18 protein-coding genes and 1 pseudogene are annotated in these 21,165 nt (G+C 69.6%); 11 read left to right on the top strand and 8 right to left on the bottom strand.

The features are described from left to right. Positions 1 to 227: pseudogene (locus tag FHG89_RS33930) on the top strand (hypothetical protein); the annotation flags it as partial. Here the strand turns inward: FHG89_RS33930 and FHG89_RS23650 are convergent. After that, complete coding sequence (locus FHG89_RS23650; RefSeq protein WP_139586608.1) at positions 216 to 1,811, bottom strand: phytoene desaturase family protein; 1,596 nt, start codon at positions 1,809 to 1,811, stop codon at positions 216 to 218. The pseudogene FHG89_RS33930 and the gene FHG89_RS23650 sit on opposite strands and share 12 nt — an antisense overlap. A 145-nt stretch (positions 1,812 to 1,956) precedes the next feature. Here FHG89_RS23650 and FHG89_RS23655 point away from each other — a divergent pair, with 145 nt between their 5' ends. Further along, the gene (locus tag FHG89_RS23655; protein WP_139586609.1) at positions 1,957 to 3,120 is read left to right on the top strand and encodes an alkaline phosphatase PhoX; all 1,164 of its coding nucleotides are present in this window, start codon (positions 1,957 to 1,959) and stop codon (positions 3,118 to 3,120) included. Between the two features lie 24 nt (positions 3,121 to 3,144). Here the strand turns inward: FHG89_RS23655 and FHG89_RS23660 are convergent, their stop codons facing one another. After that, positions 3,145 to 3,984: a YhjD/YihY/BrkB family envelope integrity protein gene (locus FHG89_RS23660; protein ID WP_139586610.1), complete on the bottom strand. Its 840-nt coding sequence runs from the start codon at positions 3,982 to 3,984 to the stop codon at positions 3,145 to 3,147. A 525-nt stretch (positions 3,985 to 4,509) separates the two neighbouring features. Here FHG89_RS23660 and FHG89_RS23665 point away from each other — a divergent pair. Further along, positions 4,510 to 8,199 (top strand): CARDB domain-containing protein, encoded by a 3,690-nt coding sequence (locus FHG89_RS23665; protein ID WP_139586611.1) that lies wholly within the window; start codon positions 4,510 to 4,512, stop codon positions 8,197 to 8,199. Here the strand turns inward: FHG89_RS23665 and FHG89_RS23670 are convergent. Continuing rightward, positions 8,189 to 8,491 (bottom strand): hypothetical protein, encoded by a 303-nt coding sequence (locus FHG89_RS23670; RefSeq protein ID WP_139586612.1) that lies wholly within the window; start codon positions 8,489 to 8,491, stop codon positions 8,189 to 8,191. The genes FHG89_RS23665 and FHG89_RS23670 overlap by 11 nt on opposite strands. Next, on the bottom strand, positions 8,488 to 8,727 hold the full coding sequence (locus FHG89_RS23675) for a hypothetical protein (RefSeq protein WP_139586613.1): 240 nt from the start codon (positions 8,725 to 8,727) through the stop codon (positions 8,488 to 8,490). Before FHG89_RS23675 ends, FHG89_RS23670 begins: the two co-directional genes overlap by 4 nt. A gap of 214 nt (positions 8,728 to 8,941) precedes the next feature. On the opposite strand from FHG89_RS23675, the gene FHG89_RS23680 reads away from it, so the two are divergent. Both FHG89_RS23680 and FHG89_RS23685 read left to right on the top strand, forming a co-directional pair. Then, positions 8,942 to 9,823, top strand: a complete 882-nt coding sequence (locus FHG89_RS23680; RefSeq protein ID WP_139586614.1) for a helix-turn-helix domain-containing protein — start codon at positions 8,942 to 8,944, stop codon at positions 9,821 to 9,823. Then, positions 9,813 to 10,010: a DUF397 domain-containing protein gene (locus FHG89_RS23685; RefSeq protein ID WP_139586615.1), complete on the top strand. Its 198-nt coding sequence runs from the start codon at positions 9,813 to 9,815 to the stop codon at positions 10,008 to 10,010. The genes FHG89_RS23680 and FHG89_RS23685 overlap by 11 nt, the downstream gene beginning before the upstream one ends. 57 nt (positions 10,011 to 10,067) lie before the next feature. Here the strand turns inward: FHG89_RS23685 and FHG89_RS23690 are convergent, their stop codons facing one another. Together FHG89_RS23690 and FHG89_RS23695 are read right to left on the bottom strand one after the other, a co-directional pair. Then, positions 10,068 to 12,821: a DNA methyltransferase gene (locus FHG89_RS23690; protein ID WP_139586616.1), complete on the bottom strand. Its 2,754-nt coding sequence runs from the start codon at positions 12,819 to 12,821 to the stop codon at positions 10,068 to 10,070. A gap of 2 nt (positions 12,822 to 12,823) precedes the next feature. Then, positions 12,824 to 13,072: a hypothetical protein gene (locus FHG89_RS23695; RefSeq protein WP_139586617.1), complete on the bottom strand. Its 249-nt coding sequence runs from the start codon at positions 13,070 to 13,072 to the stop codon at positions 12,824 to 12,826. 95 nt (positions 13,073 to 13,167) lie between these two features. Here FHG89_RS23695 and FHG89_RS23700 point away from each other — a divergent pair, with 95 nt between their 5' ends. Genes FHG89_RS23700 through ispG form a run of 4 tightly spaced genes read left to right on the top strand, consistent with a single transcriptional unit; the run spans position 13,168 to position 17,480 of the window. Beyond that, positions 13,168 to 13,794, top strand: coding sequence for a Uma2 family endonuclease (locus FHG89_RS23700; RefSeq protein WP_139586618.1), 627 nt, complete (start codon positions 13,168 to 13,170; stop codon positions 13,792 to 13,794). Positions 13,795 to 13,837: 43 nt separating this feature from the next. Then, positions 13,838 to 15,049: a 1-deoxy-D-xylulose-5-phosphate reductoisomerase gene (dxr, locus tag FHG89_RS23705; protein ID WP_139586619.1), complete on the top strand. Its 1,212-nt coding sequence runs from the start codon at positions 13,838 to 13,840 to the stop codon at positions 15,047 to 15,049. Continuing rightward, the gene (locus FHG89_RS23710) at positions 15,049 to 16,299 is read left to right on the top strand and encodes a M50 family metallopeptidase (RefSeq protein WP_139586620.1); all 1,251 of its coding nucleotides are present in this window, start codon (positions 15,049 to 15,051) and stop codon (positions 16,297 to 16,299) included. The genes dxr and FHG89_RS23710 overlap by 1 nt, the downstream gene beginning before the upstream one ends. An 8-nt stretch (positions 16,300 to 16,307) precedes the next feature. Continuing rightward, on the top strand, positions 16,308 to 17,480 hold the full coding sequence (ispG, locus tag FHG89_RS23715; protein WP_130408231.1) for a flavodoxin-dependent (E)-4-hydroxy-3-methylbut-2-enyl-diphosphate synthase: 1,173 nt from the start codon (positions 16,308 to 16,310) through the stop codon (positions 17,478 to 17,480). A 108-nt stretch (positions 17,481 to 17,588) separates the two neighbouring features. On the opposite strand, the gene FHG89_RS23720 is transcribed toward ispG, so the two are convergent. After that, positions 17,589 to 18,176 (bottom strand): PadR family transcriptional regulator, encoded by a 588-nt coding sequence (locus FHG89_RS23720; RefSeq protein ID WP_139586621.1) that lies wholly within the window; start codon positions 18,174 to 18,176, stop codon positions 17,589 to 17,591. A gap of 114 nt (positions 18,177 to 18,290) precedes the next feature. On the opposite strand from FHG89_RS23720, the gene FHG89_RS23725 reads away from it, so the two are divergent. Beyond that, positions 18,291 to 19,514 (top strand): MFS transporter, encoded by a 1,224-nt coding sequence (locus FHG89_RS23725; RefSeq protein ID WP_139586622.1) that lies wholly within the window; start codon positions 18,291 to 18,293, stop codon positions 19,512 to 19,514. 57 nt (positions 19,515 to 19,571) lie between these two features. Next, entirely contained in the window at positions 19,572 to 20,411 is an 840-nt protein-coding gene (locus tag FHG89_RS23730) for a GNAT family N-acetyltransferase (RefSeq protein ID WP_139586623.1), read from the top strand. 76 nt (positions 20,412 to 20,487) lie between these two features. Here FHG89_RS23730 and FHG89_RS23735 read toward each other — a convergent pair whose 3' ends face one another. Then, complete coding sequence (locus FHG89_RS23735) at positions 20,488 to 21,042, bottom strand: hypothetical protein (protein ID WP_139586624.1); 555 nt, start codon at positions 21,040 to 21,042, stop codon at positions 20,488 to 20,490. Positions 21,043 to 21,165: the final 123 nt, after the last annotated feature.

A 21,165-nucleotide genomic window follows, 5' to 3' on the forward strand; every position in this document is an offset into this window, starting at 1 on the left:
CGGGGGCGGACGAGCGGGAGAGCGAGTACCGGTACGGGCGCGGCCGGGAAAAGGCCCGGGACGCTGCCCGGGTGGAGACGTACCTGGTCGCCTTCGCCATCGTCTTCGTCGACCCGATCCTCAGCCTGTGCGCGTACCTCCTGCTGGTCGGCTTCTACCTGATCGGCGGCCCGGGTGACCTCCGGCCGGCCGGAGGTCACCCGACACAGGGCCGGTCAGCGGCCTAGATCGGTGAGGATGCGGCGGGCGGCGTTGTGGCCGGCGGCGCCGATCACGCTGCCGGCCGGGTGGCAGCCGGCGCTGCCCGCGTACACGCCGTCGATGCCTGTCGCGTAGGGCATCCGGTCGGTGAACGACACGGTGTTGTCGACGTGGTGGATGTGCCCGCCGGTGATGCCGAAGTGCTCTTCGATGCCGGGCGGCGGCAGGGGCACCGCGTCGGCGATCAGGTCGGCGGTGCCCGGGGCGTACCGCTCGACGATCCCGATGAGCCGGTCGACGTAGCCGGGCAGCTCGGCGTCCCAGGTCGTGCCGGCCAGCTCGTAGGGGACGGACTGGACGAACAGCGCCGACGAGTGGTGCCCGGCGGCGTCGGAGAGCGACGGGTCGACGGTGGTGTGCAAATACCACTCGATGGTCGGCTCCGCCGGCAGCCGCCCGGCCTGCACGTCCGCCCACATGGCGCGCAGCGCGGTCATCGGGGACGCCTCCGCCCCGCCGACCAGCGACGCGGACCCGGGCAGCAGGTGGATGGTGGAGCCGAACGGGCTCGGCGTGTCGGCCGGCAGGCAGGAGAACCGGGGCAGCCCGCTGAGCGCCAGGTTGAGCTTGAGGGTGGTGCCGGGGCGGCGGACCGCCGCCATCCGTTCGCCGAGCGGCGCGGGGAGCGCGCCGTCGGGCAGCAGGTCCATCAATCGGTACGGGTCACACGCGCCGAGCACCACCCGGGCGGCGACCTGCCGGCCGTCGGCCAGCACCACTCCGCTGGCCGTGCCGGCGTCGAGCGTCACGGCGCTCACCGGCGTACCGGTCAGGATGGTCGCCCCGGCGGCGCGCGCGGCCTCGGCGAAGGTGCGCGACACGGTGCCCATCCCGCCCTCGGCGATCATCCAGGTGCCGCCCGAGCCGGGCAGTCGGCACATGTTGTGCACGAGGAAGTTGTGTCCGGTGCCGGGGTCGTCCGGGCCGGCGTTGAGCCCGGACAGGCCGTCGGTGACCGCGTACATGCTGACCAGCAGCTCGGAGCGGAACTCGAACCGGGCCAGGTAGTCGGCCACCGAGCCCTCCACGAGGTCGACGAAGACCTGGCGCAGCGCCGGGCGGACGTGCCGCTCGGCGGTCTCCTTGACGGTCGACGGCTCGGCCAGCCAGGCCGGAGCCAGGTCCTCGCGCAGCGCGGCCAGCTCGGCCTGCATGGCGTCGTCGGCGGCCACGTCGGCGGGAGAGAAGAACTCGGCGAGCTGCGCCCGGGTGGCGGCGGTGTCGCTGCCGAAGAGCAGGTACGGCGAGCCGATGCCGCCCGGCGTGGGCAGGAAGTAGTGCGGGTCGCGGCGCAGCACCGGAATGCGGACGTCGAGGGTGGCGAGCAGCTCCGGGGGCATCAGCCCGAGCAGGTACGAGCCGGTGGAGTGGCGCAGCCCCGGCACCTTCGGGAACGGGTTCTCGGTGCGGGTCGCGCCGCCGATCACGTCGGCCGCCTCCAGCACGAGGACGTCCAGGCCGGCGCGGGCCAGCAGGACGGCGGAGACCAGGCCGTTGTGCCCGGCACCGACGATCACGACGTCGGCGCGGGCCGGAATCTCACTGCTCATGCCGCGGCAGCCTAGTCCGCGCCGCCGCTCAGGTCAGCCCCTCGCCCGCCGACCGGTCACCGTTCGTTCACCCGACAGTGGCTGCGATCAATGCCCCAGGGGCCTACCGTCGGTTCGGACATCGAGCAATCCGGGAGGTTCACCGATGGACCGTCGTACCGTCCTGCGTTCCGCCGTCGCCGGCGCGGCAGCCTTCTCGGGCAGCCTCTGGGCCGGCGCCGCGTTGGCCGCACCCGCCCAGCCCGGCCCCGGCCCGTACGGGGAACTGCTGGCCGCCGACGTCAACGGCATCCAGTTGCCGGCCGGATTCACCAGCAGGGTGATCGCCCGTTCCGGCCAGCGGGTCGCCGGCACCTCGTACCTCTGGCACTGGGCTCCGGACGGCGGCGCGTGTTTCCCCGCCGGCGACGGTTGGATCTACGTGTCGAACTCGGAGGTCCCGATCATCGGCGGCGCGTCGGCGGTCCGTTTCGCGGCGGACGGGTCGGTCGTCTCGGCGTACCGGATCCTCGGTGGCACCAACATCAACTGCGCCGGTGGCGCGACCCCGTGGGGCACGTGGCTCTCCTGTGAGGAGGTGCCCCTCGGTCGGGTCTTCGAGACCTGGCCGGACGGCAGCCGGTCGGCCGAGGAGCGGACCCGGATGGGCCGGTTCACCCACGAGGCGGCGGCCTGCGACCCGGACCGGCAGGTGGTCTACCTGACCGAGGACGAGGAGGACGGCTGCTTCTACCGCTTCGTCCCGGACACCTGGGGTGACCTGCGGACCGGACGGGTGCAGGTGCTGTGCGCCCCGGCGGACCAGGTGGCCGGGCCGGTCACCTGGCGGGACATTCCGGACCGGGACGGCTTCCCGATCCCCACCCGGTTCCAGGTGGGTGCCGCGAAGCACTTCGACGGTGGCGAGGGCTGCTGGTACGACCGCGGCACCTGCTGGTTCACCACCAAGGGCGACAACCGGGTCTGGGCGTACGACGCGCTCAACCAGCGTCTCGACCTGGCGTACGACGACTCGCTGGTGCCGGCCGGGACGGCGCCGCTGACCGGCGTGGACAACATCACCGGCACCGCCGCAGGTGATCTCTACGTGGCCGAGGACGGCGGGAACATGGAGATCAACGTGATCACCCCGGCCGGTGTGGTCGCGCCGATCGTGCGGATCCAGGGGCAGTCATCCTCGGAGATCACCGGCCCGGCGTTCTCCCCGGACGGCTCCCGCCTCTACTTCTCCTCCCAGCGCGGCCCCAGCGGCGACCGCACCGGCTCCAACGGCATCACGTACGAGATCCACGGCCCCTTCCGCCGCTAGCGGTTCCCAGCGACCGCCTCTTGATCAGGGCGTGGCCGGGGCGCGTTGGGCGCGCCAGCGGGAGAGGGCGAGGGTGGCGGAGTAGCCGGCCAGGACGATCACGTGGAACAGGTAGAGCCACAGGAGCACGGCGACGCCCCCGCCGATCTCGTCGAAGCCGCCGAACGGCACCCCCAGGTCCAGGGGGAGCGAGGCGAAGAGCACGAAGCCGTGCAGGAAGCCGGAGAGGTTCGCCGCGGTGAACGACCCGATCCCGAGGGTGGAGAGCCAGTCCGGCGACGCCGGCCCGACCACCCGGAACACCCACACCAGCACCGGCGTGAGCACCAGCCACACCGCCAGGAACGACAGCACCACGCCCAGCACGCCCACCCAGCCGCCCTGGCGGACCAGCCGGGTGGTCAGGGGCAGGGCCAGCAGGATGGACAGCAGCAGCGCGGGGGCCGGCGCGAGCAGCGGCAGCAGCAGAAGCCGGCCTCGCCAACCCACCAGGTGCTCGTCGGTGCGGGGTGCCGCCACCGACACGAACGCCCGGCGCAGGCCCTCGCCGTACAGCGACGCGGGCAGCAGCGAGGCCAGCGCCAGCAGCGGCGTCAATTCCACCCCGGCGTTGACGAGCGCGTCCACCGCCCGGGGCGCGCCGATCGCGGTGGGCAGCGCCTCCACGGCGTACGAGGTGAGTCGGCGTACCCGATCGGCTCCCGCGACCAGCGAGGTGAGCCAGATGGCGAGCAGCGCCACCGGCACGATCGCGATCGCCCCGTAGAAGGTGATCGCGGCGGCGTGCAGCGACAGGTCCCGTCCCCGCACCGGACGGAACGCGGCGCTGGTGATCCGCTTCGCCCGCTGCCATCCGCTGCCCATCGTGATCTCTTTCCCCGCCGCCGTGTCCGTCACTCCTCAAGCTCGCTGGTCATGGCTGTTCTCACCACCGAACGCCTCATCCTGCGCGACTGCGGCGAGGACCCGGAGACGTTCGTCCTGGTGGCGCCGGGCGCCTGATCGTTCCGGCACTCTCGTGGCGTCGCGGATGGCGCGCCCCCCTGCGCCCTGAGGAGCGACATACCTCCGGGTCATATTGATGACTCTGCGGTATGTCGCTCGCGACGGCGGTCGGCCCCCACCCGCGGGCCGCGATGCCGGGTTCGCGCGACGCCGAGTCGATCGCAGAGACCGCCGTCGATAGTCACGATGGTCGAAGTGTTGACGCTCCCGTAGCACGTCAGTAACCTTTGGCCAAAGTCATGCAAGATTTCGACAAAGACGTGCCTGATTCCGTGCATACGCTCGGAAGACTCGGCGGTCTGGTCTTGCCTGCCTCCGTACCGCCTCACACCCCACCCCGTGGTCACGCCGCCCACGGCTACCGTCCCCAACGACAGGACAGTGATGAGACGAACGAATCTGTTCAGGAGGGTGGCGGCGACAATCGCGGCCACGATGATCGCCACGGCAGGCTCGACGGCCGCCGCGAACCCGGCCGCCGCTGCCCGCCCCGCCGACACGACCGCCGCGTCGAGCGGCGCCTTCGCGCCGGCCGCCACCAACCTCGCCCAGGGCCGCCCCACCCAGGAGAGCGGCCACGCCGACGTCTACGACTCGTCGAAGGTCGTCGACGGCAACGCGGGCAGCTACTGGGAGAGCGTCAACAACTCGTTCCCGCAGTGGGTGCAGGTCGATCTCGGCTCGTCGCAGTCCGTCAACCAGGTCGTCCTGAAGCTGCCGACCTCGGGCTGGGCCACCCGGACGCAGACGTTGAGCGTGCGAGGCAGCGCCAACGGCTCGTCATTCACCGACCTGGTCGGGTCGCAGACCTACACCTTCAACCCGGCGAGCGGCAGCAGCGTCACGATCAACTTCAGCGCGACCGCCACCCGCTACGTCCGGATCACCATCACCGCCAACAGCGGCTGGCCGGCCGGGCAGCTCTCCGAGCTGGAGGTGTACGGCAGCGGCGGCACCACCCCCGACACCACCGCGCCGAGCGTGCCGGGGACGCTGTCGCACAGCACGTCGGGCAGCACGGTCACGCTCACCTGGGGCGCCTCCACCGACTCCGGTGGCAGCGGTCTCGCCGGCTACAACGTCTACCGTGGCGGCAGCCTGATCGCGACCCTGGGCACCGTCCTCACGTACCAGGACAGCCAGCCGGCCACGGCCACCGTGTCGTACTACGTCCGCGCCCGCGACGGCGCCGGCAACCTGTCCGGCAACAGCAACACCGTCACCCGGACAGGCAGCAACCCGCCCGCCTGCACGAACGTGGCGCAGGGCAAGAGCATGACGGCGACCGGCTCCACCTTCACCTTCACCCCGGACAAGGCGAACGACGGGCAGCTCGCCACCTACTGGGAGGGCGCGGCGAGCTACCCGCAGAACCTGACCGTGGCGCTGGGCGCGAACCACTCCATCTCCTCGGTCACCGTCCGGCTGAACCCGGACCCGGCCTGGGGCACCCGTACCCAGACCATCCAGGTCCTCGGCCGCGACCAGGCCTCGTCCTCGTACACCAGTCTGGTGTCGGCGGCCAGCTACCAGTTCGTCCAGGGCTCCAACCTGGTGACCATCCCGGTCAGCGCGACCACCGCGGACGTGCAGTTGCGGTTCACCGGCAACACCGGCGCCCCGTCCGGCCAGGTCGCCGAGCTTGAGGTGTGCGGCACCCCGGCGCCCAACCCGGACCTGGTGGTCGGCTCGGTGACCTGGTCACCCACGTCGCCCAGCGAGGTCAGCCCGGTCACGCTCTCGGCCGTGGTGCAGAACATCGGCTCGGCGTCTGCCGCCGCGACCACCGTGAACTTCAGCCTGGCCGGCGCGGTCGTCGGCAGCGCCACGGTGGGCGCGCTCGCCGCGGGAGCGTCGACCACCGTCTCGTTCAACGCCGGTACGCGGCCGATGGGCAGCTACGCCGTCTCGGCGGTGGTCGACCCGGCGAACACGATCGTCGAGCAGAACAACGGCAACAACAGCCTCACGGCGCCGTCGCCGCTGGTGGTGGCGCAGGCCCCGGGCCCGGATCTCCAGGTGCTCAGCATCGCCTCGAACCCGCCGAACCCGGCCGTCGGGGCGTCGGTCACCTTCACCGTGACGGTCCGCAACCGGGGCACCACCGCGACCGGCGCGACCACAGTCACCCGGCTGGTGGTCGGCGGCACCACGCTCAACACCAGCACCGCCTCCATCGCCGCTGGCGCGACGGTCACCGTGGCCGTCAGCGGTAGCTGGACCGCCACCAGCGGCGGCGCCACCATCACCACCACCGCCGACGCTACAAACGTGGTCACCGAGACCAACGAGACAAACAACGCCTTCAGCCAGTCGATAGTGGTCGGGCGCGGCGCGGCGGTCCCGTACGTCTCCTACGAGGCGGAGGCCGGCCGTTACCAGGGCACGCTGCTGGAGGCCGACCCGCTGCGTACCTTCGGGCACACCAACTTCGCCAGCGAGTCCTCGGGCCGCAAGTCGGTACGGCTCACCAGCACCGGCCAGTTCGTCGAGTTCACCTCGGCGAACCAGGCGAACTCGATCGTGGTGCGTAACTCCATTCCGGACGCTCCCGGTGGCGGCGGCATCGAGGCGACAATCAGCCTCTACGTCAACGACGTCTTCTCCCGGAAGCTGACGCTGTCGTCGAAGCACAGCTGGCTCTACGGCAACACCGACGGGCCGGAGGCGCTGACCAACACCCCGCAGGCCGACGCCCGACGGCTCTTCGACGAGTCGAACGCGTTGCTGGCGCAGTCGTACCCGGCCGGCACCCGGTTCAAGTTGCAGCGCGACGCCGGTGACACCGCCTCGTTTTACGTCATCGACATGATCGACCTGGAGCAGGTGGCGCCGGCGGCGAGCCAACCGGCCGGTTGCACCTCGATCACCTCGTACGGTGCGATCCCCAACGACGGACTCGACGACACCGCTGCCATCCAGCGGGCCGTGACCGACGACCAGAACGGCGTCATCGGTTGCGTCTGGATCCCCGCCGGGCAGTGGCGGCAGGAGCAGAAGATCCTGACCGACGACCCGCTGAACCGGGGTACGCACAACCAGGTCGGCATCAGCAACGTCACCATCCGGGGCGCCGGCATGTGGCACTCGCAGCTCTACACGCTCACCGAACCGCAGAACGTGGTGGGCGGCATCAACCACCCGCACGAGGGCAACTTCGGCTTCGACATCGACAAGAACACCCAGATCTCCGACATCGCCATCTTCGGCTCGGGCCGGATCCGGGGCGGTGACGGCAACGCCGAGGGCGGCGTGGGTCTGAACGGTCGCTTCGGCACCGGCACGAAGATCAGCAACGTCTGGATCGAGCACGCCAACGTGGGCGTCTGGGTGGGCCGCGACTACGACAACATCCCCGACCTGTGGGGGCCGGCCGACGGGCTGGAGTTCAGCGGCATGCGGATCCGCGACACGTACGCCGACGGCATCAACTTCAGCAACGGCACGCGCAACTCGCGGGTGTTCAACTCGTCGTTCCGCACCACGGGCGACGACGCCCTCGCCGTCTGGGCCAACCCGTACGTCAAGGACCGTAACGTCGACATCGCGCACGACAACCACTTCGTCAACAACACCATCCAGCTGCCCTGGCGGGCGAACGGCATCGCCATCTACGGCGGCTACGACAACTCGATCGAGAACAACCTGATCTACGACACCGCGAACTACCCGGGCATCATGCTGGCGACCGACCACGACCCGCTGCCGTTCTCCGGGACGACGCTGATCGCCAACAACGGGCTCTACCGCACCGGCGGCGCCTTCTGGAACGAGGACCAGGAGTTCGGTGCCATCACGCTCTTCCCCGCCACGAGGGACATCGTCGGCGTCACGATCCGGGACACCGAGATCGTCGACTCGACGTACGACGGCATCCAGTTCAAGAACGGCGGCGGCAACATGCCGAACGTCGCCATCACCAACGTGCGGATCGACAAATCCAACAACGGTGCCGGCATCCTCGCGATGAGCGGCGCGCGCGGCAACGCCAACCTCACCAACGTGACAATCACCAACTCGGCCGACGGCAACATCGTCATTCAGCCGGGCTCGCAGTTCGTCATCAATCCCTGATCGTGTCGGGGTGTCCGCGCTCTGCGGGCACCCCGACCTCTGTGCCGGACAGCGTGGCGCAGGGTCCGTCGTGGGCATCGCGCCGCCGGCAGCGCCCGGCGCCGCCGAGCCAGGCGTCACAGAACACTCGGGTACGCAGAAACTGCGCGTCCTCCTCGCTGAGCGTGGTCTCGCCGAAGTCGACGACGGAGAGGTGCCCGAGCGAGTCGCGTAGCGCCACGGCCAGGGCGGTAACCTCGTCGAGGCTGGTCAGCGTGGTCGGCAGGTGGATGATCCACCGTGGCGCGGTCATGGAAGTGCCACCGTTCCTCCAGCGATCAACCTCTGCACCTGCTCATCGGTCAGGCCGCGCTTCTCCAGGACGCGACGGCCCCAGCGGTGCAGCCGGCACGGGTGTGCTGCCCCGTCCTTGCGGCAGCGCGCACCGTTGGGCCGCTCGGGGGCGTGCACGGTGACCGCTCGCAGCGCGAACACGACGTCCTCCCTGGTGACGTAGGGCGGCAGCGGTAGATCGTCGACAAAGCCCATGATTCTCCCATCCGGGCGGCGACCTCTCGATGAGCGCTATACCTCAGAGGCATAGATATGACTCTGCGGTATAGCGCTGACGACGGTGACCGACCTGATCTGTTTGTCTGGCTGTCCACGATGGTTGTTTCACTGCTGGCCCAACGCAATCTTTCGCGGCAGAATCCAGACCAAGGGGCGAGGTGTCTTACACGACGACAGCCAGGGAGATGACGTGGACGACTCCGGCAGCACGGTCCCGCGGAGGCAGCTCGGCAGATACCTGAGAGAGCTTCGCGAAAACGCCTATGTGACAGTCACGGCGGCGGCTAAGGAATTGGAATGGTCGGCACCCCGAATCTGGCGGTACGAGACCGGTCAGGTCTCCATGCACCCGAACGACGTGGCGGCCATGTGCCGCGTCTACGGCGCGTCGCCGGAGACGATCGAGACGATGCGGGCGCTGGCCCGGGAGACCAAGGCGCACGGCTGGTGGCACAGCTACGGCGAGGCGATCAAGGACTGGTTCAAGCTGTACGTCGGCCTCGAAGCCGCCGCCACCCGCATCCGTCACTACGAAGCGAACCTCGTCCCCGGTCTGTTGCAGACGGTCGAGTACATGACCGAGGTGATCGCCACCGACCATCCGCAGATGGCCGAGTCGCAGCGTCAGGCCAAGGTCGACGTGCGGCTTCGCCGCCAACGGCTGCTGGCTCGGGCGATACCGCGCGCTCCGCGCCTCGACGTCATCCTGAACGAGGCGGTGCTGCGCCGCCCGCTGCGCGACCGCGCGGCGATGGCCCGGCAACTGGAGTCCCTGGTGGTGTCGTCGCAGCAGCACAACATCGGCATTCGGGTCTTGCCGTTCCATGCGGGGCTGGTGCGCTGGGCGCAGGCCGGCACCTTCACCATGCTCGACTTTCCCACCGACGTGCGCGAGCCGGAGCCGACGACGATCTACATGGACGGGCCGTGCGGCGCGGTCTACCTTGACAAGACCCACGAGATTGAGATCTACGAGGACGCGTGGCGCTCCCTCGGCGAGCGGGCGCTCAGCGCCGACGAATCCCGTGAGCTGATCGCAGCGATAGCGAAGGAGATGACCGATGGAGCGTGACGGAGTCTGGCGCACGTCGACCCGGTCCGGCGGCGAGGGCAACTGCGTCGAGGTGGCGGGGTTCGCCGAGACGGTCGGCGTACGCGACAGCAAGGACCGGCAGGGTCCGGCGTTGACCTTCACCGATTCGGCCTGGTCCGCCTTCGTCGTGGCGACCCGATCGGGCCGGCTGGACACGTCACGCTGAGCCGGCCGACATGGGCTCCGGATTTAGGGCGTTATCTGCCGGGGCCCACGCGGAGCATCAGCTCATCGGCAGGCCAAGCTGCTGGGCTACCGCTTTGCCGTCGCGTGCGGCGAACGGATCGTAGGAACGCTGGCCGACGGCAATCTCGGCGTTGAGCGACAGCAGCCGTTGAGCGATTTCATCCTTGTCCTGGGCCATCGCCTTCGGCCACCCGTAACAGGCAGCAACCGCCTCATCCAGCTCGCGGTGCAGCTTGCTGAGGTCGGTGTAGGCGCCTTCGTCCGCCAGATTGTAAAGCCTGGTCAACCCGAACTGCTGCTCGGCGCAGATCTCCTGCCGGCGTGCGATCATTCGTCGGCTCGCCTCCGCCACCCGCTCCCGCTGCTCGTCGGTAACGGGGTACGGCCACGGGAACGGCAGAAACGCTGAAGTAGGCGTGTACCGGATATCACGCTTGAAGGTCGAGGACTGGGACCAGGCCCACGCGCTGTGAGCCGACGACGAGAGCATGCCCATCGAATAGTCATCGTCGAACGCGAAGACGTAGACCAGATCGCTCGGGCAGGTCCACGGGTCACACCAGGTCAACAGCAGCCGCTTGCCGACCCGTCCGGCAGCGATGTAGCGCGGAAGTCCGGCGAGTGCTGCCCGCATTCCGACGGCCTGTTCCCCAAAAAGCCACCACTTCTCACGCCTTGACTTGCGGCTATTTCCGTCACGTAGAGGCTTGACGCGCTCCCGGACGATCTGCAAAGCGGCCGGATACTTCATCGCAGCTTCCAGGGGGCGTTGCGCGAAGTCGATGACCCATCGTCTGGGCCGCTGCGTTGGTTCGTCGGCGATGTCGTCCCCAACGAGGTAGGGGCGAACAACGTCGCGGTAGGTCGCTTCCTTCGCGGCGAGAAGGCGGCTCGCTTCCTGCTCCGTGATGATGAAGCCGTCACCCACCGGTATCGGCCCTTGGAAGCACCGACCCTTGTTGGCCAGTAGGGGCAGGGCTTCGGCGGTAGAGAAGCCCGGGACCTTTAGCTCGGCGGTGATGCCGCTGACTGGCTCGTTGTCGAGGATGAACTCAGTCGGCGGCTCGCTCGGTGACTTGACCCAGTTGACCAGGCTGACGTGGACCTTGGCCTCGCCCGGCCAGGTCTGGCTGGAGACCGCTTCGGTGATCACGCCACCGTTGGCGGTGACGTACTCCAGGCTGGCGGAGCGGGCCCGGTTCTGCGATATCGAGTTGGTCCCGACCAAGCCGGCTCGTTGCCCCGGCTTCAGGTGTTGGTGAGCACGGCGGAACCAGTAGACACAGAAGTCCTTGATGCCGACGCCGAAGGTGTTGCTGAGCCACTTGAGGTAGTCGTCACCGTGGGCTTCCCGCATGTACTGGGAGCCAAGGAACGGTGGATTGCCGACGATGCAGTCCGTCTCCGGCCAGGCTGCCCGCAACGCATCCTGTGTTCTGATCGAGCCGAGACTGACCAGCGGCAGCGGCGGCTCGGCCGCGCCGTACTTCTCGATCATCTGCCGGTGGCCCATCCACAGGGTGACCCGGGCCACGGCGGTCGCCATCGGCACGATGTCGATGCCCTGCATGTTGGCCAGCGGGAAGTACGGCAGCCCGGTCGGCACGGGCAGACCCGAGGACTTGGCCAGTTCGGTGATTCGCGCTTTCAGCGTGTATTCGAGATGCCGCAGCTCACGATACGCCACGTAGAGGAAGTTGCCGCAGCCACATGCCGGGTCGAGCACCCGGAACCGGCTCAGCTCCTCCAGTAGGACGATGCCCTCGTCGGGGGTGGTCACCGCATCGATTCGGGCTCGCCACGGCTTGACGATCGTCGGACGGACGATCTTCAGAATGTCGATCTCGTGGGTGTAGTGGGCGCCGAGGACACCCCGGTCGCTGCTCAGGAAGCCCTCGATGAGCGACCCGAAGATGGTCGGATCGACCTGCTTCCAGTTGTACTCCGCAATCCGCAGCAACTCGCGGGCCTCGTCCGTGGTCAGGTGCACCAGGGCCGGCTGGTTGAAGAGATCTCCGTTAACGTACTGGGTGCCCTTGAGGACGCCCTGTCGACCATGGTCGTTTGGGTCGTTGAGGGAGGTGAACAGGCCGCCGAGCATCAGGTAGGACGACCAGGTGTCGCCATGTTTGGTGAGAAACTGCAGAGTTTGTTCGGTTGGCCGCCCCTCGACCATGCCGTAGTCCTCGGCGAAGAAGAGCCAGACCATCTGGAGGATGAACCGCTGAATCGATTCGGGTGGCGCTGCCTCTCGATCAAGGAGGTCCTGGTAGATCCTGGCCACGGAGATCGCGGCGGCCTTCGTCAGCTCCCGGTTGCTGTGGTGGAACACCGGTTCGTCCCCGGCGAGCACCATCAGCGACTCGTACCGGTCGGGCAGCTCGGTGAGGTCGAAAGCCATCAGCGGAGCGTTCGGATACTGACCCGGCTCCCAGATCTCGAAGCGATGGAACGAACACAGCACCACGAACTGCGGTGCCGGTCGTCCAACACTCACGTCGGCCGAGTTGTGCCAGTAATCGAGGGCCTGCTTGCGGTGCTGATCGAGGCGCGTCGTCTCCTTCGGGGCCTTCATCTCGACGATGAGCAGGCCAGGGAGGTGTAGATCCATGATCCCGGTAGACGAGTGCGCGTCCTCGAAGAGGGCACCAGCGTCCTTACGGTTGCGGCCGTAGCACTCGAACAACTCGTTCAGGAAGGTCTGCGCCTCTGAGCGCTCCGTGCCGGCGTAGGTCTGCCACCGTCCGACGAACTTGACCAGTGCCGACCGGATCTGCTCACCACTGCGCATGGTCAGAAGAGCTTAGGTGAATCCGCAGAGAAGTAGGCACCCTGAAACAGGTCCTTGCGGGCGATTTCCAAGTTGCGGGCGGCAGTGTCGAGCATCCGGGCCAGGTCGTCGCAGCCGACCGTCATGGCAGCGGTCCGCTTTGCCCGCTCCGTCCGCTTGATGGCCTGCTCGATGTTGAGGAGGGCCTCGGAGACCTCGCGGAGTCCGGCCTCGCGGGCGGCTTGCTCGGGAGTATGGTCAAGATCAGACATGTGTGGTCCTTTCGGGGCGAGCAGCCTCAGCCTACGGTCTGACAGAGCCCATGCGCGAGCAGCGGTGACCTGGGGAACGCCGGACCCATTGTGCGTTGCTCTGGGCCGAGCCCTGGCAGCCTTGCGACATGCCCTCGAAGTCGTTCGACGAGTTGGGCTGGCGCGTCGACGGCTGGACGGCCAGGGCAGCGCTTGATCTTCTACCCGAGAACAATGGCCCGCGGGTGGAGGTACTGCACGGGTGCGTCGTCGTCACGCCCTCTGCGTGCCTCGACCGGCGGACGGCTCAACGGGAACTTGGCTACCTGTTGAAGCAGGCCGCTCGCCGAGCAGGGCTGTGGCTCTATCACGATGTGAACGTGGTCTCGGATGACGACCTGTTCATTCCGGAGATCGCGGTGCTGAAGGTTCCCGGCGGCGGGCGGACGACGATGGACGTTGCCCACGCGGTGCTGCTCGGGGAGATCGTTTCGCCGGGTAACCGGGTTAAGGACGTGATCGACCGGCCCCGCGAGTACGCCGCCGTCGGGGTGCCGTTCTTCCTCCGCGTGGACCTACGCAACCGGGTACCGACCATGGCCCTGTTCGAGCTGGCCGACGGGGAGTACCGGCCGTTGGCCGCCGCTGCGGCGGGGAGCACGTTCGCGATGCGGGAGCCGTTCGAGTTCTCGATCGACCCGGCCGAGTTGCTGGACGAGGAGGAGCCGGGCGGGGAGGGCTGAGGCTCCCAGCGGGCGTACAGCGGTGGTGGGGAAGAATGGTCGGGTGACTTCCCCCCGCGACCTCGTTCTGCTCGGGTCCACCGGTTCGATCGGCACACAGGCCATCGACATCGTTCGGCGCAACCCGGACCGGTTCCGGGTGGTGGCGGTGGGTGCGGGCGGCGGCAACGTCGAGCTGCTCGCCGCGCAGGCCCTGGAGTTGGGCGTCGAGGCGGTCGGGGTGGCCAAGGCGTCCGCCGCGCAGGACCTCCAACTCGCGTTCTACGCCGAGGCGAGCCGGCGCGGCTGGGCCACCGGCGACTTCAAGCTTCCCAAGATCGTGGCCGGCCCGGACGCGATGACCGAGCTGGCGCAGTGGCCGTGCGACGTCGTGCTCAACGGGGTGGTGGGCTCGCTGGGCCTCGCTCCTACGCTTGCCGCGCTGCGCGGTGGTCGTACCCTCGCGTTGGCCAACAAGGAGTCCCTCGTGGCCGGCGGCCCGCTGGTCAAGGCCGCGGTGACGCGGCCGGGGCAGATCGTGCCTGTCGACTCGGAGCATTCGGCGTTGGCGCAGTGTCTGCTGTCCGGGTCGCGCGGCGAGGTACGCCGGCTGGTCGTCACGGCCAGCGGCGGACCGTTCCGGGGTCGGCGGCGCGACGAGTTGACGCAGGTCACACCCGAGCAGGCCCTCGCACACCCGACCTGGAACATGGGGCCGGTCGTCACGATCAACTCGGCGACCATGGTCAACAAGGCGCTTGAGGTGATCGAGGCGCACGAGCTGTTCGACGTGCCGTACGCCGACATCACAGTGATGGTGCACCCGCAGTCGGTGATCCACTCGATGGTCGAGTTCGTCGACGGGTCGACGATCGCCCAGGCCAGCCCACCCGACATGCGCCTGCCCATCGCGCTCGGCATCGGCTGGCCGGACCGGGTGCCCGAGGCCGCCACCGCCGTCGACTGGACGACCGCGCACACCTGGGAGTTCGCGCCGCTCGACGACGAGGCGTTCCCGGCCGTCGCTCTCGCGAAGGCCGCCGGGGTCGCCGGGCGCTGCCGGCCGGCGATCTACAACGCGGCGAACGAGGAGTGCGTGGCGGCGTTCGTAGCGGGCCGACTGCCGTTCCTCGGCATCGTCGACACCCTCGAACGCGTGTTGGAGGACGCTCCGGACTTCGACGAACCAGGTACCGTCGAGGACGTGCTCGCTGCCGAGTCGTGGGCACGCGCGCACGCGCAGGAGATCATCGCGGGTTCGGTGGAAGGAGCTTGATGGCTAACCTGCTCGGGGTGGCGCTCTTCGCCCTGGCAATTCTCGTCTCGGTGAGCCTGCACGAGGCTGGTCACATGGTGACCGCCAAGGCATTCGGGATGAAGGTCACCAGGTACTTCGTCGGCTTCGGCCCGACCCTCTGGTCGTTCAAGCGGGGCGAGACGGAGTACGGCATCAAGGGCATCCCGCTCGGTGGCTTCTGCAAGATCGTCGGGATGACCGCGCAGGACGACGACGTCGACCCGGCCGACGAGCCGCGCGCGATGTGGCGCTACCCGGTCTGGAAGCGGACGATCGTCATGTCCGCGGGCTCGATCACCCACTTCGCGCTGGCGCTGATCGCCATCTGGATCGCCGCCGTCACCCTGGGCCTGCCCAACCAGAACTTCCCCACCACCGACGCCCAGATCCGCCAGGAGCCGGCGGTGATCGCGCTGTCCGACTGCGTGATCCCCGACAGCGCCCCGCGGGCCTGCGCCCCCGGCGACGCCGCCAGCCCCGCCGCCCAGGCGCAGTTGCGCGACGGCGACCGGATCACCTCGGTCAACGGCACGCCGATCAACAACTACGGCGAACTGCTCGTCGCCCTGCGCGGGCTCAAGCCCGGCGACACCGCGAAGCTCGACTACGTCCGCGACGGGCAGCCGGGCAAGACCAGCACGGTGCTCGCGCAGACCCAGCGGCCGCCGCTCGACGACCCGAAGGGCGCCGTCGCCCCCGTCGCCGCACTCGGTGTCGGCCTCGTGCCCACCACCCCGACCCGCCTGACGTACGGGCCGGGCGAGGCGTTCGGCGCCACCGCCGACTTCACCCGTGAGCTGGCCGTCGGCACCGTCCAGGCGTTGCAGCGCCTGCCGCAGAAGGTGCCCGCCCTGTGGACCGCCATCACCGGCGGCGAACGGGACGTCGACACCCCGATCAGCGTCGTCGGCGCCAGCCGCCTCGGTGGTGAGGCGTTCGCCAACAAGGCGTGGCTGCTGTTCGTGACGCTGTTCATCTCGCTGAACTTCTTCATCGGCGTGTTCAACCTGCTGCCGCTGCTCCCACTCGACGGCGGCCACATCGCCATCGCCTGGTTCGAACGGGCACGCTCCTGGCTGTACGCGAAGATCGGCCGCGCCGACCCCGGGCGGGTCGACTACCTCAAGCTGATGCCCTTCACGTACGTGGTGATCCTGATCGGTGGCGTGTTCACGCTGCTGACCATCACCGCTGACGTCGTCAACCCGATCACGCTCTTCCCAAGGTGAGTGCTGAAGTGACCGCAATCAGTCTCGGTATGCCTGCCGTACCGCCCCCGCCGCTCGCTCCCCGCCGGGCCAGCCGCCAGATCATGGTCGGTTCGGTGCCGGTCGGTGGGGGTGCGCCGGTGTCCGTGCAGTCGATGACCACCACCCTCACCTCCGACGTCAACGCCACGCTCCAGCAGATCGCCGAGCTGACCGCGTCCGGCTGCCAGATCGTCCGGGTGGCGGTGCCGTCCCAGGACGACGTCGAGGCCCTGCCCGCGATCGCCAAGAAGTCGCAGATCCCGGTGATCGCCGACATCCACTTCCAGCCCAAGTACGTCTTCGCCGCCATCGACGCCGGCTGCGCGGCCGTCCGGGTCAACCCGGGCAACATCCGCCAGTTCGACGACAAGGTCAAGGAGATCGCCAGGGCCGCCGGCGACGCGGGCGTGCCGATCCGGATCGGCGTCAACGCCGGCTCGCTGGACAAGCGGCTGCTGTCCAAGTACGGCAAGGCCACCGCCGAGGCGCTCGTCGAGTCGGCGCTGTGGGAGTGCTCGCTGTTCGAGGAGCACGGCTTCCGCGACATCAAGATCTCGGTCAAGCACAACGACCCGGTCGTGATGATCCGGGCGTACCGGCAGCTCGCCGAGCAGTGCGACTACCCGCTGCACCTGGGCGTCACCGAGGCCGGCCCGGCCTTCCAGGGGACCATCAAGTCGGCTGTCGCCTTCGGCGCCCTGCTCGCCGAGGGGATCGGCGACACCATCCGGGTGTCGCTGTCCGCCCCGCCGGTCGAGGAGATCAAGGTCGGCAACCAGATCCTGGAGTCGCTGGGTCTGCGCGAGCGCGGCCTGGAGATCGTCTCCTGCCCGTCCTGCGGCCGCGCCCAGGTGGATGTCTACAAGCTCGCCGAGGAGGTCACCGCCGGTCTGGAAGGGCTGCCGGTGCCGCTGCGGGTGGCCGTCATGGGCTGCGTCGTCAACGGTCCGGGCGAGGCCCGCGAAGCCGACCTGGGCGTCGCCTCCGGAAACGGCAAGGGCCAGATCTTCGTCAAGGGGCAGGTCGTCAAGACGGTCCCCGAGGCGCAGATCGTGGAGACGCTGATCGAGGAGGCGCTGCGGATCGCCGACGAGATGGGCGCCGAGCTTCCCGAGGAGCTGCGCGGGCTGGTCACCGGCCCGACCGTCACCGTGCACTGACCGTCGCACGGAGAAAGCGGCCGCCTCCCCATCGGGAGACGGCCGCTTTCGTGGTCTTTGGCGTGGTGCTGCCGCTGTCGTGGGTGCCCGGCGTGGTGCTGCCGCGCGTCACTCGGATTCGGCGAGGATCGCGTACAGCTTGCGCCGGGTCTCGTCGAGCACCTGGGCGGCCCGCTCACGCTGGTCGTCGGTGCCGTTCATCATCACCTGGCGCAGGGCGTTCATCGCCTGCGCGCCGGAGTCGCGGATGTCGTGCCAACTGCTCACGGTGCCCTGGGCGACGTCCGCCCACGCCGGGGTCTGCGCTGCCGCGGTGGCCTCCGCCTGCCCGGCCTCGGTGACCGTGAACCGCTTGCGCCCACCGCTGGACTCCTCGGTGCTGGCGGCGATCACACCCTCGTCCTCGAGCAGCTGGAGGGTGGGGTAGATCGACCCCGGGCTCGGCCGCCACGCACCGCCGGTGCGGGAGTCGATCTCCTGGATCATCTCGTAGCCGTGCATCGGCCGCTCGGTGAGCAGGGCCAACACAGCGCCACGGACGTTGGGGCGTCGACCCCTACCCCGTCCGCGACCGCGTCCGCCCCAGGGCCCGCCGTGTTCGTGGCCGTGGCCGTGCGGGCCGGGCGGGACCGGCGGGAAGCCGAAGCCCCGCATCCGGGCCTCGTGCATCGGGTGGTGCTGTCGATGGAACCTCATCAGGTCCTTCCTCTCTGCGTACTGTCGCTGATGCATCAACGATATATCGGCAATGCATCGCCGACAAGCTCCGGTATTTACAAACCGTACGTACGTCTTGCTAAGGTGTCGGGCATGCGCCTGCTCCCACCGCCCGGCCCGGCCCGGATCCTCACCCTCGGCACCCTGGTCAAGACCGTCGGGCGGGGCCTGTGGCTGGTCGCCAGCGCGCTCTTCCTCACCCGCTCGGTCGGCCTCTCGGCCACCCAGGTCGGTGTCGGCCTGACCATCTCGGCGCTCGTCGGCGTGCTCGCGAGCGCGCCGAGCGGCTACCTGGCTGACCGCGTCGGCCCGCGCGGCGCACAGGTCGGCGGGCTGATCGCGGCCGGCGTCCTGACCGCTGGGCTGACCACCGTCCGGTCGTTCCCCGCCTTCCTGCTGGTCGGCGCCGCCACGGCGCTCGCCGACGCGGTCGACCGCGGCGCCCGGGGAGCGCTCATCGCCGGCGCGATCCCGGCCGACCAGCGGGTGCACACCCGCGCCTACCTGCGGGCCACGACGAACGTCGGGATCTCCGTCGGCGCCGTCCTGGGCGGCTTCGCCATCGCCGCCGACACCCGCGCCGGCTACCTCGCGCTGATCCTCACCACGGCGGCGGCGTCGCTGGCCGCAGCGGCGATCTCCGTCCGGCTGCCCACCGTCGCACCCGTCGCCGCCCCGACGCGAGGACCCCGGCTGGTCGCCCTACGGGACCGCCCGTTCCTCGCCTTCACCCTGCTGGACGGGCTGATGTCCATGCACTTCAGCCTGCTCACCCTCGCTCTGCCGTTGTGGATCGCCGGGCACACCACCGCACCGGCCTGGATGATCTCGGTGTTGACGTTGGTCAACACCGCGCTGGTGGTGCTCCTGCAGGTACGCGCGGCCCGCAGCGCCGTCACCCTGCCCGGGGCCGCCCGCGCGTCCCGCCGGGCGGGGGTCGTCATCGCGCTGGCCTGCGTACTGTTCGCCGCCAGCGGCGCGCTGCCCACACCGGGCGCCATCGGCCTGCTCTGCTGCGGGTCGCTGGCGCACGTGATCGGGGAGCTGTGGCACTCCGCCGCCGGATGGGGGATCTCCTTCGGGCTGGCGCCCGCCGACGCGCAGGGGCAGTACCAGGGGACGTACGGCATGGGTTACGAGCTGGGCAAGATGCTCGCGCCCGTCGTGGTGACCAGCCTCGCCCTCGGTTGGGGCGTACCGGGATGGCTCGCGCTGGGTGGGCTGTTCCTCCTGCTTGGTGCCCTGGTGCCCCCGGTCGTCCGGTGGGCCGGCCGGACCCGTCCGACCAGCCCGGTCGCCGAGCCGCTGACCGTCTGACGGCGGGCTCGCCACTCGGCCGGCGGGGCGGGGGGTCGATCTGGCAGGCTGGTAGTCGTGCTGACGGTGCCGGTACGGCAACTGGGGGAATCGGAGCGCCGCGCGGTCGAGCGCCTGCTCGACCGTGACCCGTTCGCGGGCGCGCAGGTCGCGGAGCGCATCGCCGCGCGCGGGCTCTCCTGGTGGCGGGCCGACGGGCGGATCCTGGGGTACGGCGCCCGGCGCAACCTCGAATCGCTGTGCTGGCTCGGTGGCAACCTGACGCCGGTGCTCGCCACCGACGCCGCCGTGTCCGCCTTCGCTGACCTGCTCGCGGGGGAGGAGCGGCTCTGCTCCTCCATCGTCGGCCGCGCCGACGCCGTCCTCGGCCTCTGGGACCGGCTCTCCGACACGTGGGGTCCGGCCCGCGACGTCCGCCCCAACCAGCCGCTGCTGGCCACCGACGCGCTGCCGGCCGTACCGGCCGATCCGGAGGTACGCCGCGTCCGCTCCGGCGAGGTCGACCGGCTCTTTCCGGCGGCGGTCGCCATGTATACCGAGGAGGTCGGTGTCTCCCCGCTCGCCGAGGACGCCGGCCGCAGTTACCGCCGCAGGGTCAACGACCTGGTCCGCGCCGGCCGCGCGTACGCCCGGTTCGTCGACGGCAAGGTCGTGTTCAAGGCCGAGCTGGCCGTGGTGACCAAACGGACCGCCCAGGTCCAGGGCGTCTGGGTCGCGCCGGAGTGGCGGGGCCGCGGCATCGCCGCCGCCGCGATGGCCGCCGTCGTACGCGACGCGCTGCTCCGGGTCGCCCCCACGGTCAGCCTGTACGTCAACGACTTCAACCTGCCGGCCCGTCGGGTGTACGAGCGCTGCGGCTTCCAACCGGTCGGCACGCTCGCCACCGTCCTGTTCTGACCCGAGCCGGGGCTGGGCATGCCGATGGCCGGCACCCGTTCTCGGGTGCCGGCCATCGGTCGGGTCGTGCGGTGGGTCAGCTGTTCCAGTACTGGCCAACCAGGTCGGTGGCCTGCTGCTCCCACTGCGCGTAGGCGTCCGGGTAGGCCGAGACCTGCACGGTCTGCGCGGCGTCGGTCAGGGGCATGTCCTGCCACCCGTCGACCTGCTTGAGGCCCTTGAGGAACGCGGTCGTGGAGTAGGCGGGGTCGGTGATCTGCTCCGGGGTGCCCCAACCGGAGGAGGGGCGCTGCTGGAACAGGCCCAGCGAGTCATGGTCGTTCATATCGCCGAGGTGGCCGAGGTTCTCCAGCTTCGACTCCTGCAGGCTCGTCGCGATCGAGATGACCGCGGCCCGCTCGGGCAGGCCGGCCTTCTTCGTGGCGGCGATGATCGCCTTGGCGTTGGCGGTCTGCTCGTCGTTCAGGCCGACGTGGGACTGGTCGCCCTGCGGCTTCGACACCGTCTGCACGGCCGCGACGGGCTTGGCGTCGACGGGGTTGGCGTGGGCGGCGATCGGGCCGGCGAAGACACCACCGGCGAACGCGAGGCCAGCAACAGACAGCATGCTCTTACGGAAGATCGTGTTCATGGGGTAGCTCCTTCGGGGGTAGGAACACCTGCGCACCGTTCGGGGGAAGCGGTGGCGCGGGTGTGAGCACCTCGTCCGGCGCTTCACTATCAAGGGGGAAAGTTGGGGGGGCGAGCCGGGGAA

Source organism: Micromonospora orduensis (assembly GCF_006228125.1).
GTDB classification, from domain to species: domain Bacteria; phylum Actinomycetota; class Actinomycetes; order Mycobacteriales; family Micromonosporaceae; genus Micromonospora; species Micromonospora orduensis.

Bases quoted from the DNA above. Each gene is read 5' to 3' on its own strand.
- FHG89_RS23650 (WP_139586608.1), bottom strand. From the start codon at position 1,811: ATGAGCAGTGAGATTCCGGCCCGCGCCGACGTCGTGATCGTCGGTGCC.
- FHG89_RS23655 (WP_139586609.1), top strand. From the start codon at position 1,957: ATGGACCGTCGTACCGTCCTGCGTTCCGCCGTCGCCGGCGCGGCAGCC.
- FHG89_RS23660 (WP_139586610.1), bottom strand. From the start codon at position 3,984: ATGGGCAGCGGATGGCAGCGGGCGAAGCGGATCACCAGCGCCGCGTTC.
- FHG89_RS23665 (WP_139586611.1), top strand. From the start codon at position 4,510: ATGAGACGAACGAATCTGTTCAGGAGGGTGGCGGCGACAATCGCGGCC.
- FHG89_RS23670 (WP_139586612.1), bottom strand. From the start codon at position 8,491: ATGACCGCGCCACGGTGGATCATCCACCTGCCGACCACGCTGACCAGC.
- FHG89_RS23675 (WP_139586613.1), bottom strand. From the start codon at position 8,727: ATGGGCTTTGTCGACGATCTACCGCTGCCGCCCTACGTCACCAGGGAG.
- FHG89_RS23685 (WP_139586615.1), top strand. From the start codon at position 9,813: ATGGAGCGTGACGGAGTCTGGCGCACGTCGACCCGGTCCGGCGGCGAG.
- FHG89_RS23690 (WP_139586616.1), bottom strand. From the start codon at position 12,821: ATGCGCAGTGGTGAGCAGATCCGGTCGGCACTGGTCAAGTTCGTCGGA.
- FHG89_RS23695 (WP_139586617.1), bottom strand. From the start codon at position 13,072: ATGTCTGATCTTGACCATACTCCCGAGCAAGCCGCCCGCGAGGCCGGA.
- FHG89_RS23710 (WP_139586620.1), top strand. From the start codon at position 15,049: ATGGCTAACCTGCTCGGGGTGGCGCTCTTCGCCCTGGCAATTCTCGTC.
- FHG89_RS23720 (WP_139586621.1), bottom strand. From the start codon at position 18,176: ATGAGGTTCCATCGACAGCACCACCCGATGCACGAGGCCCGGATGCGG.
- FHG89_RS23725 (WP_139586622.1), top strand. From the start codon at position 18,291: ATGCGCCTGCTCCCACCGCCCGGCCCGGCCCGGATCCTCACCCTCGGC.
- FHG89_RS23735 (WP_139586624.1), bottom strand. From the start codon at position 21,042: ATGAACACGATCTTCCGTAAGAGCATGCTGTCTGTTGCTGGCCTCGCG.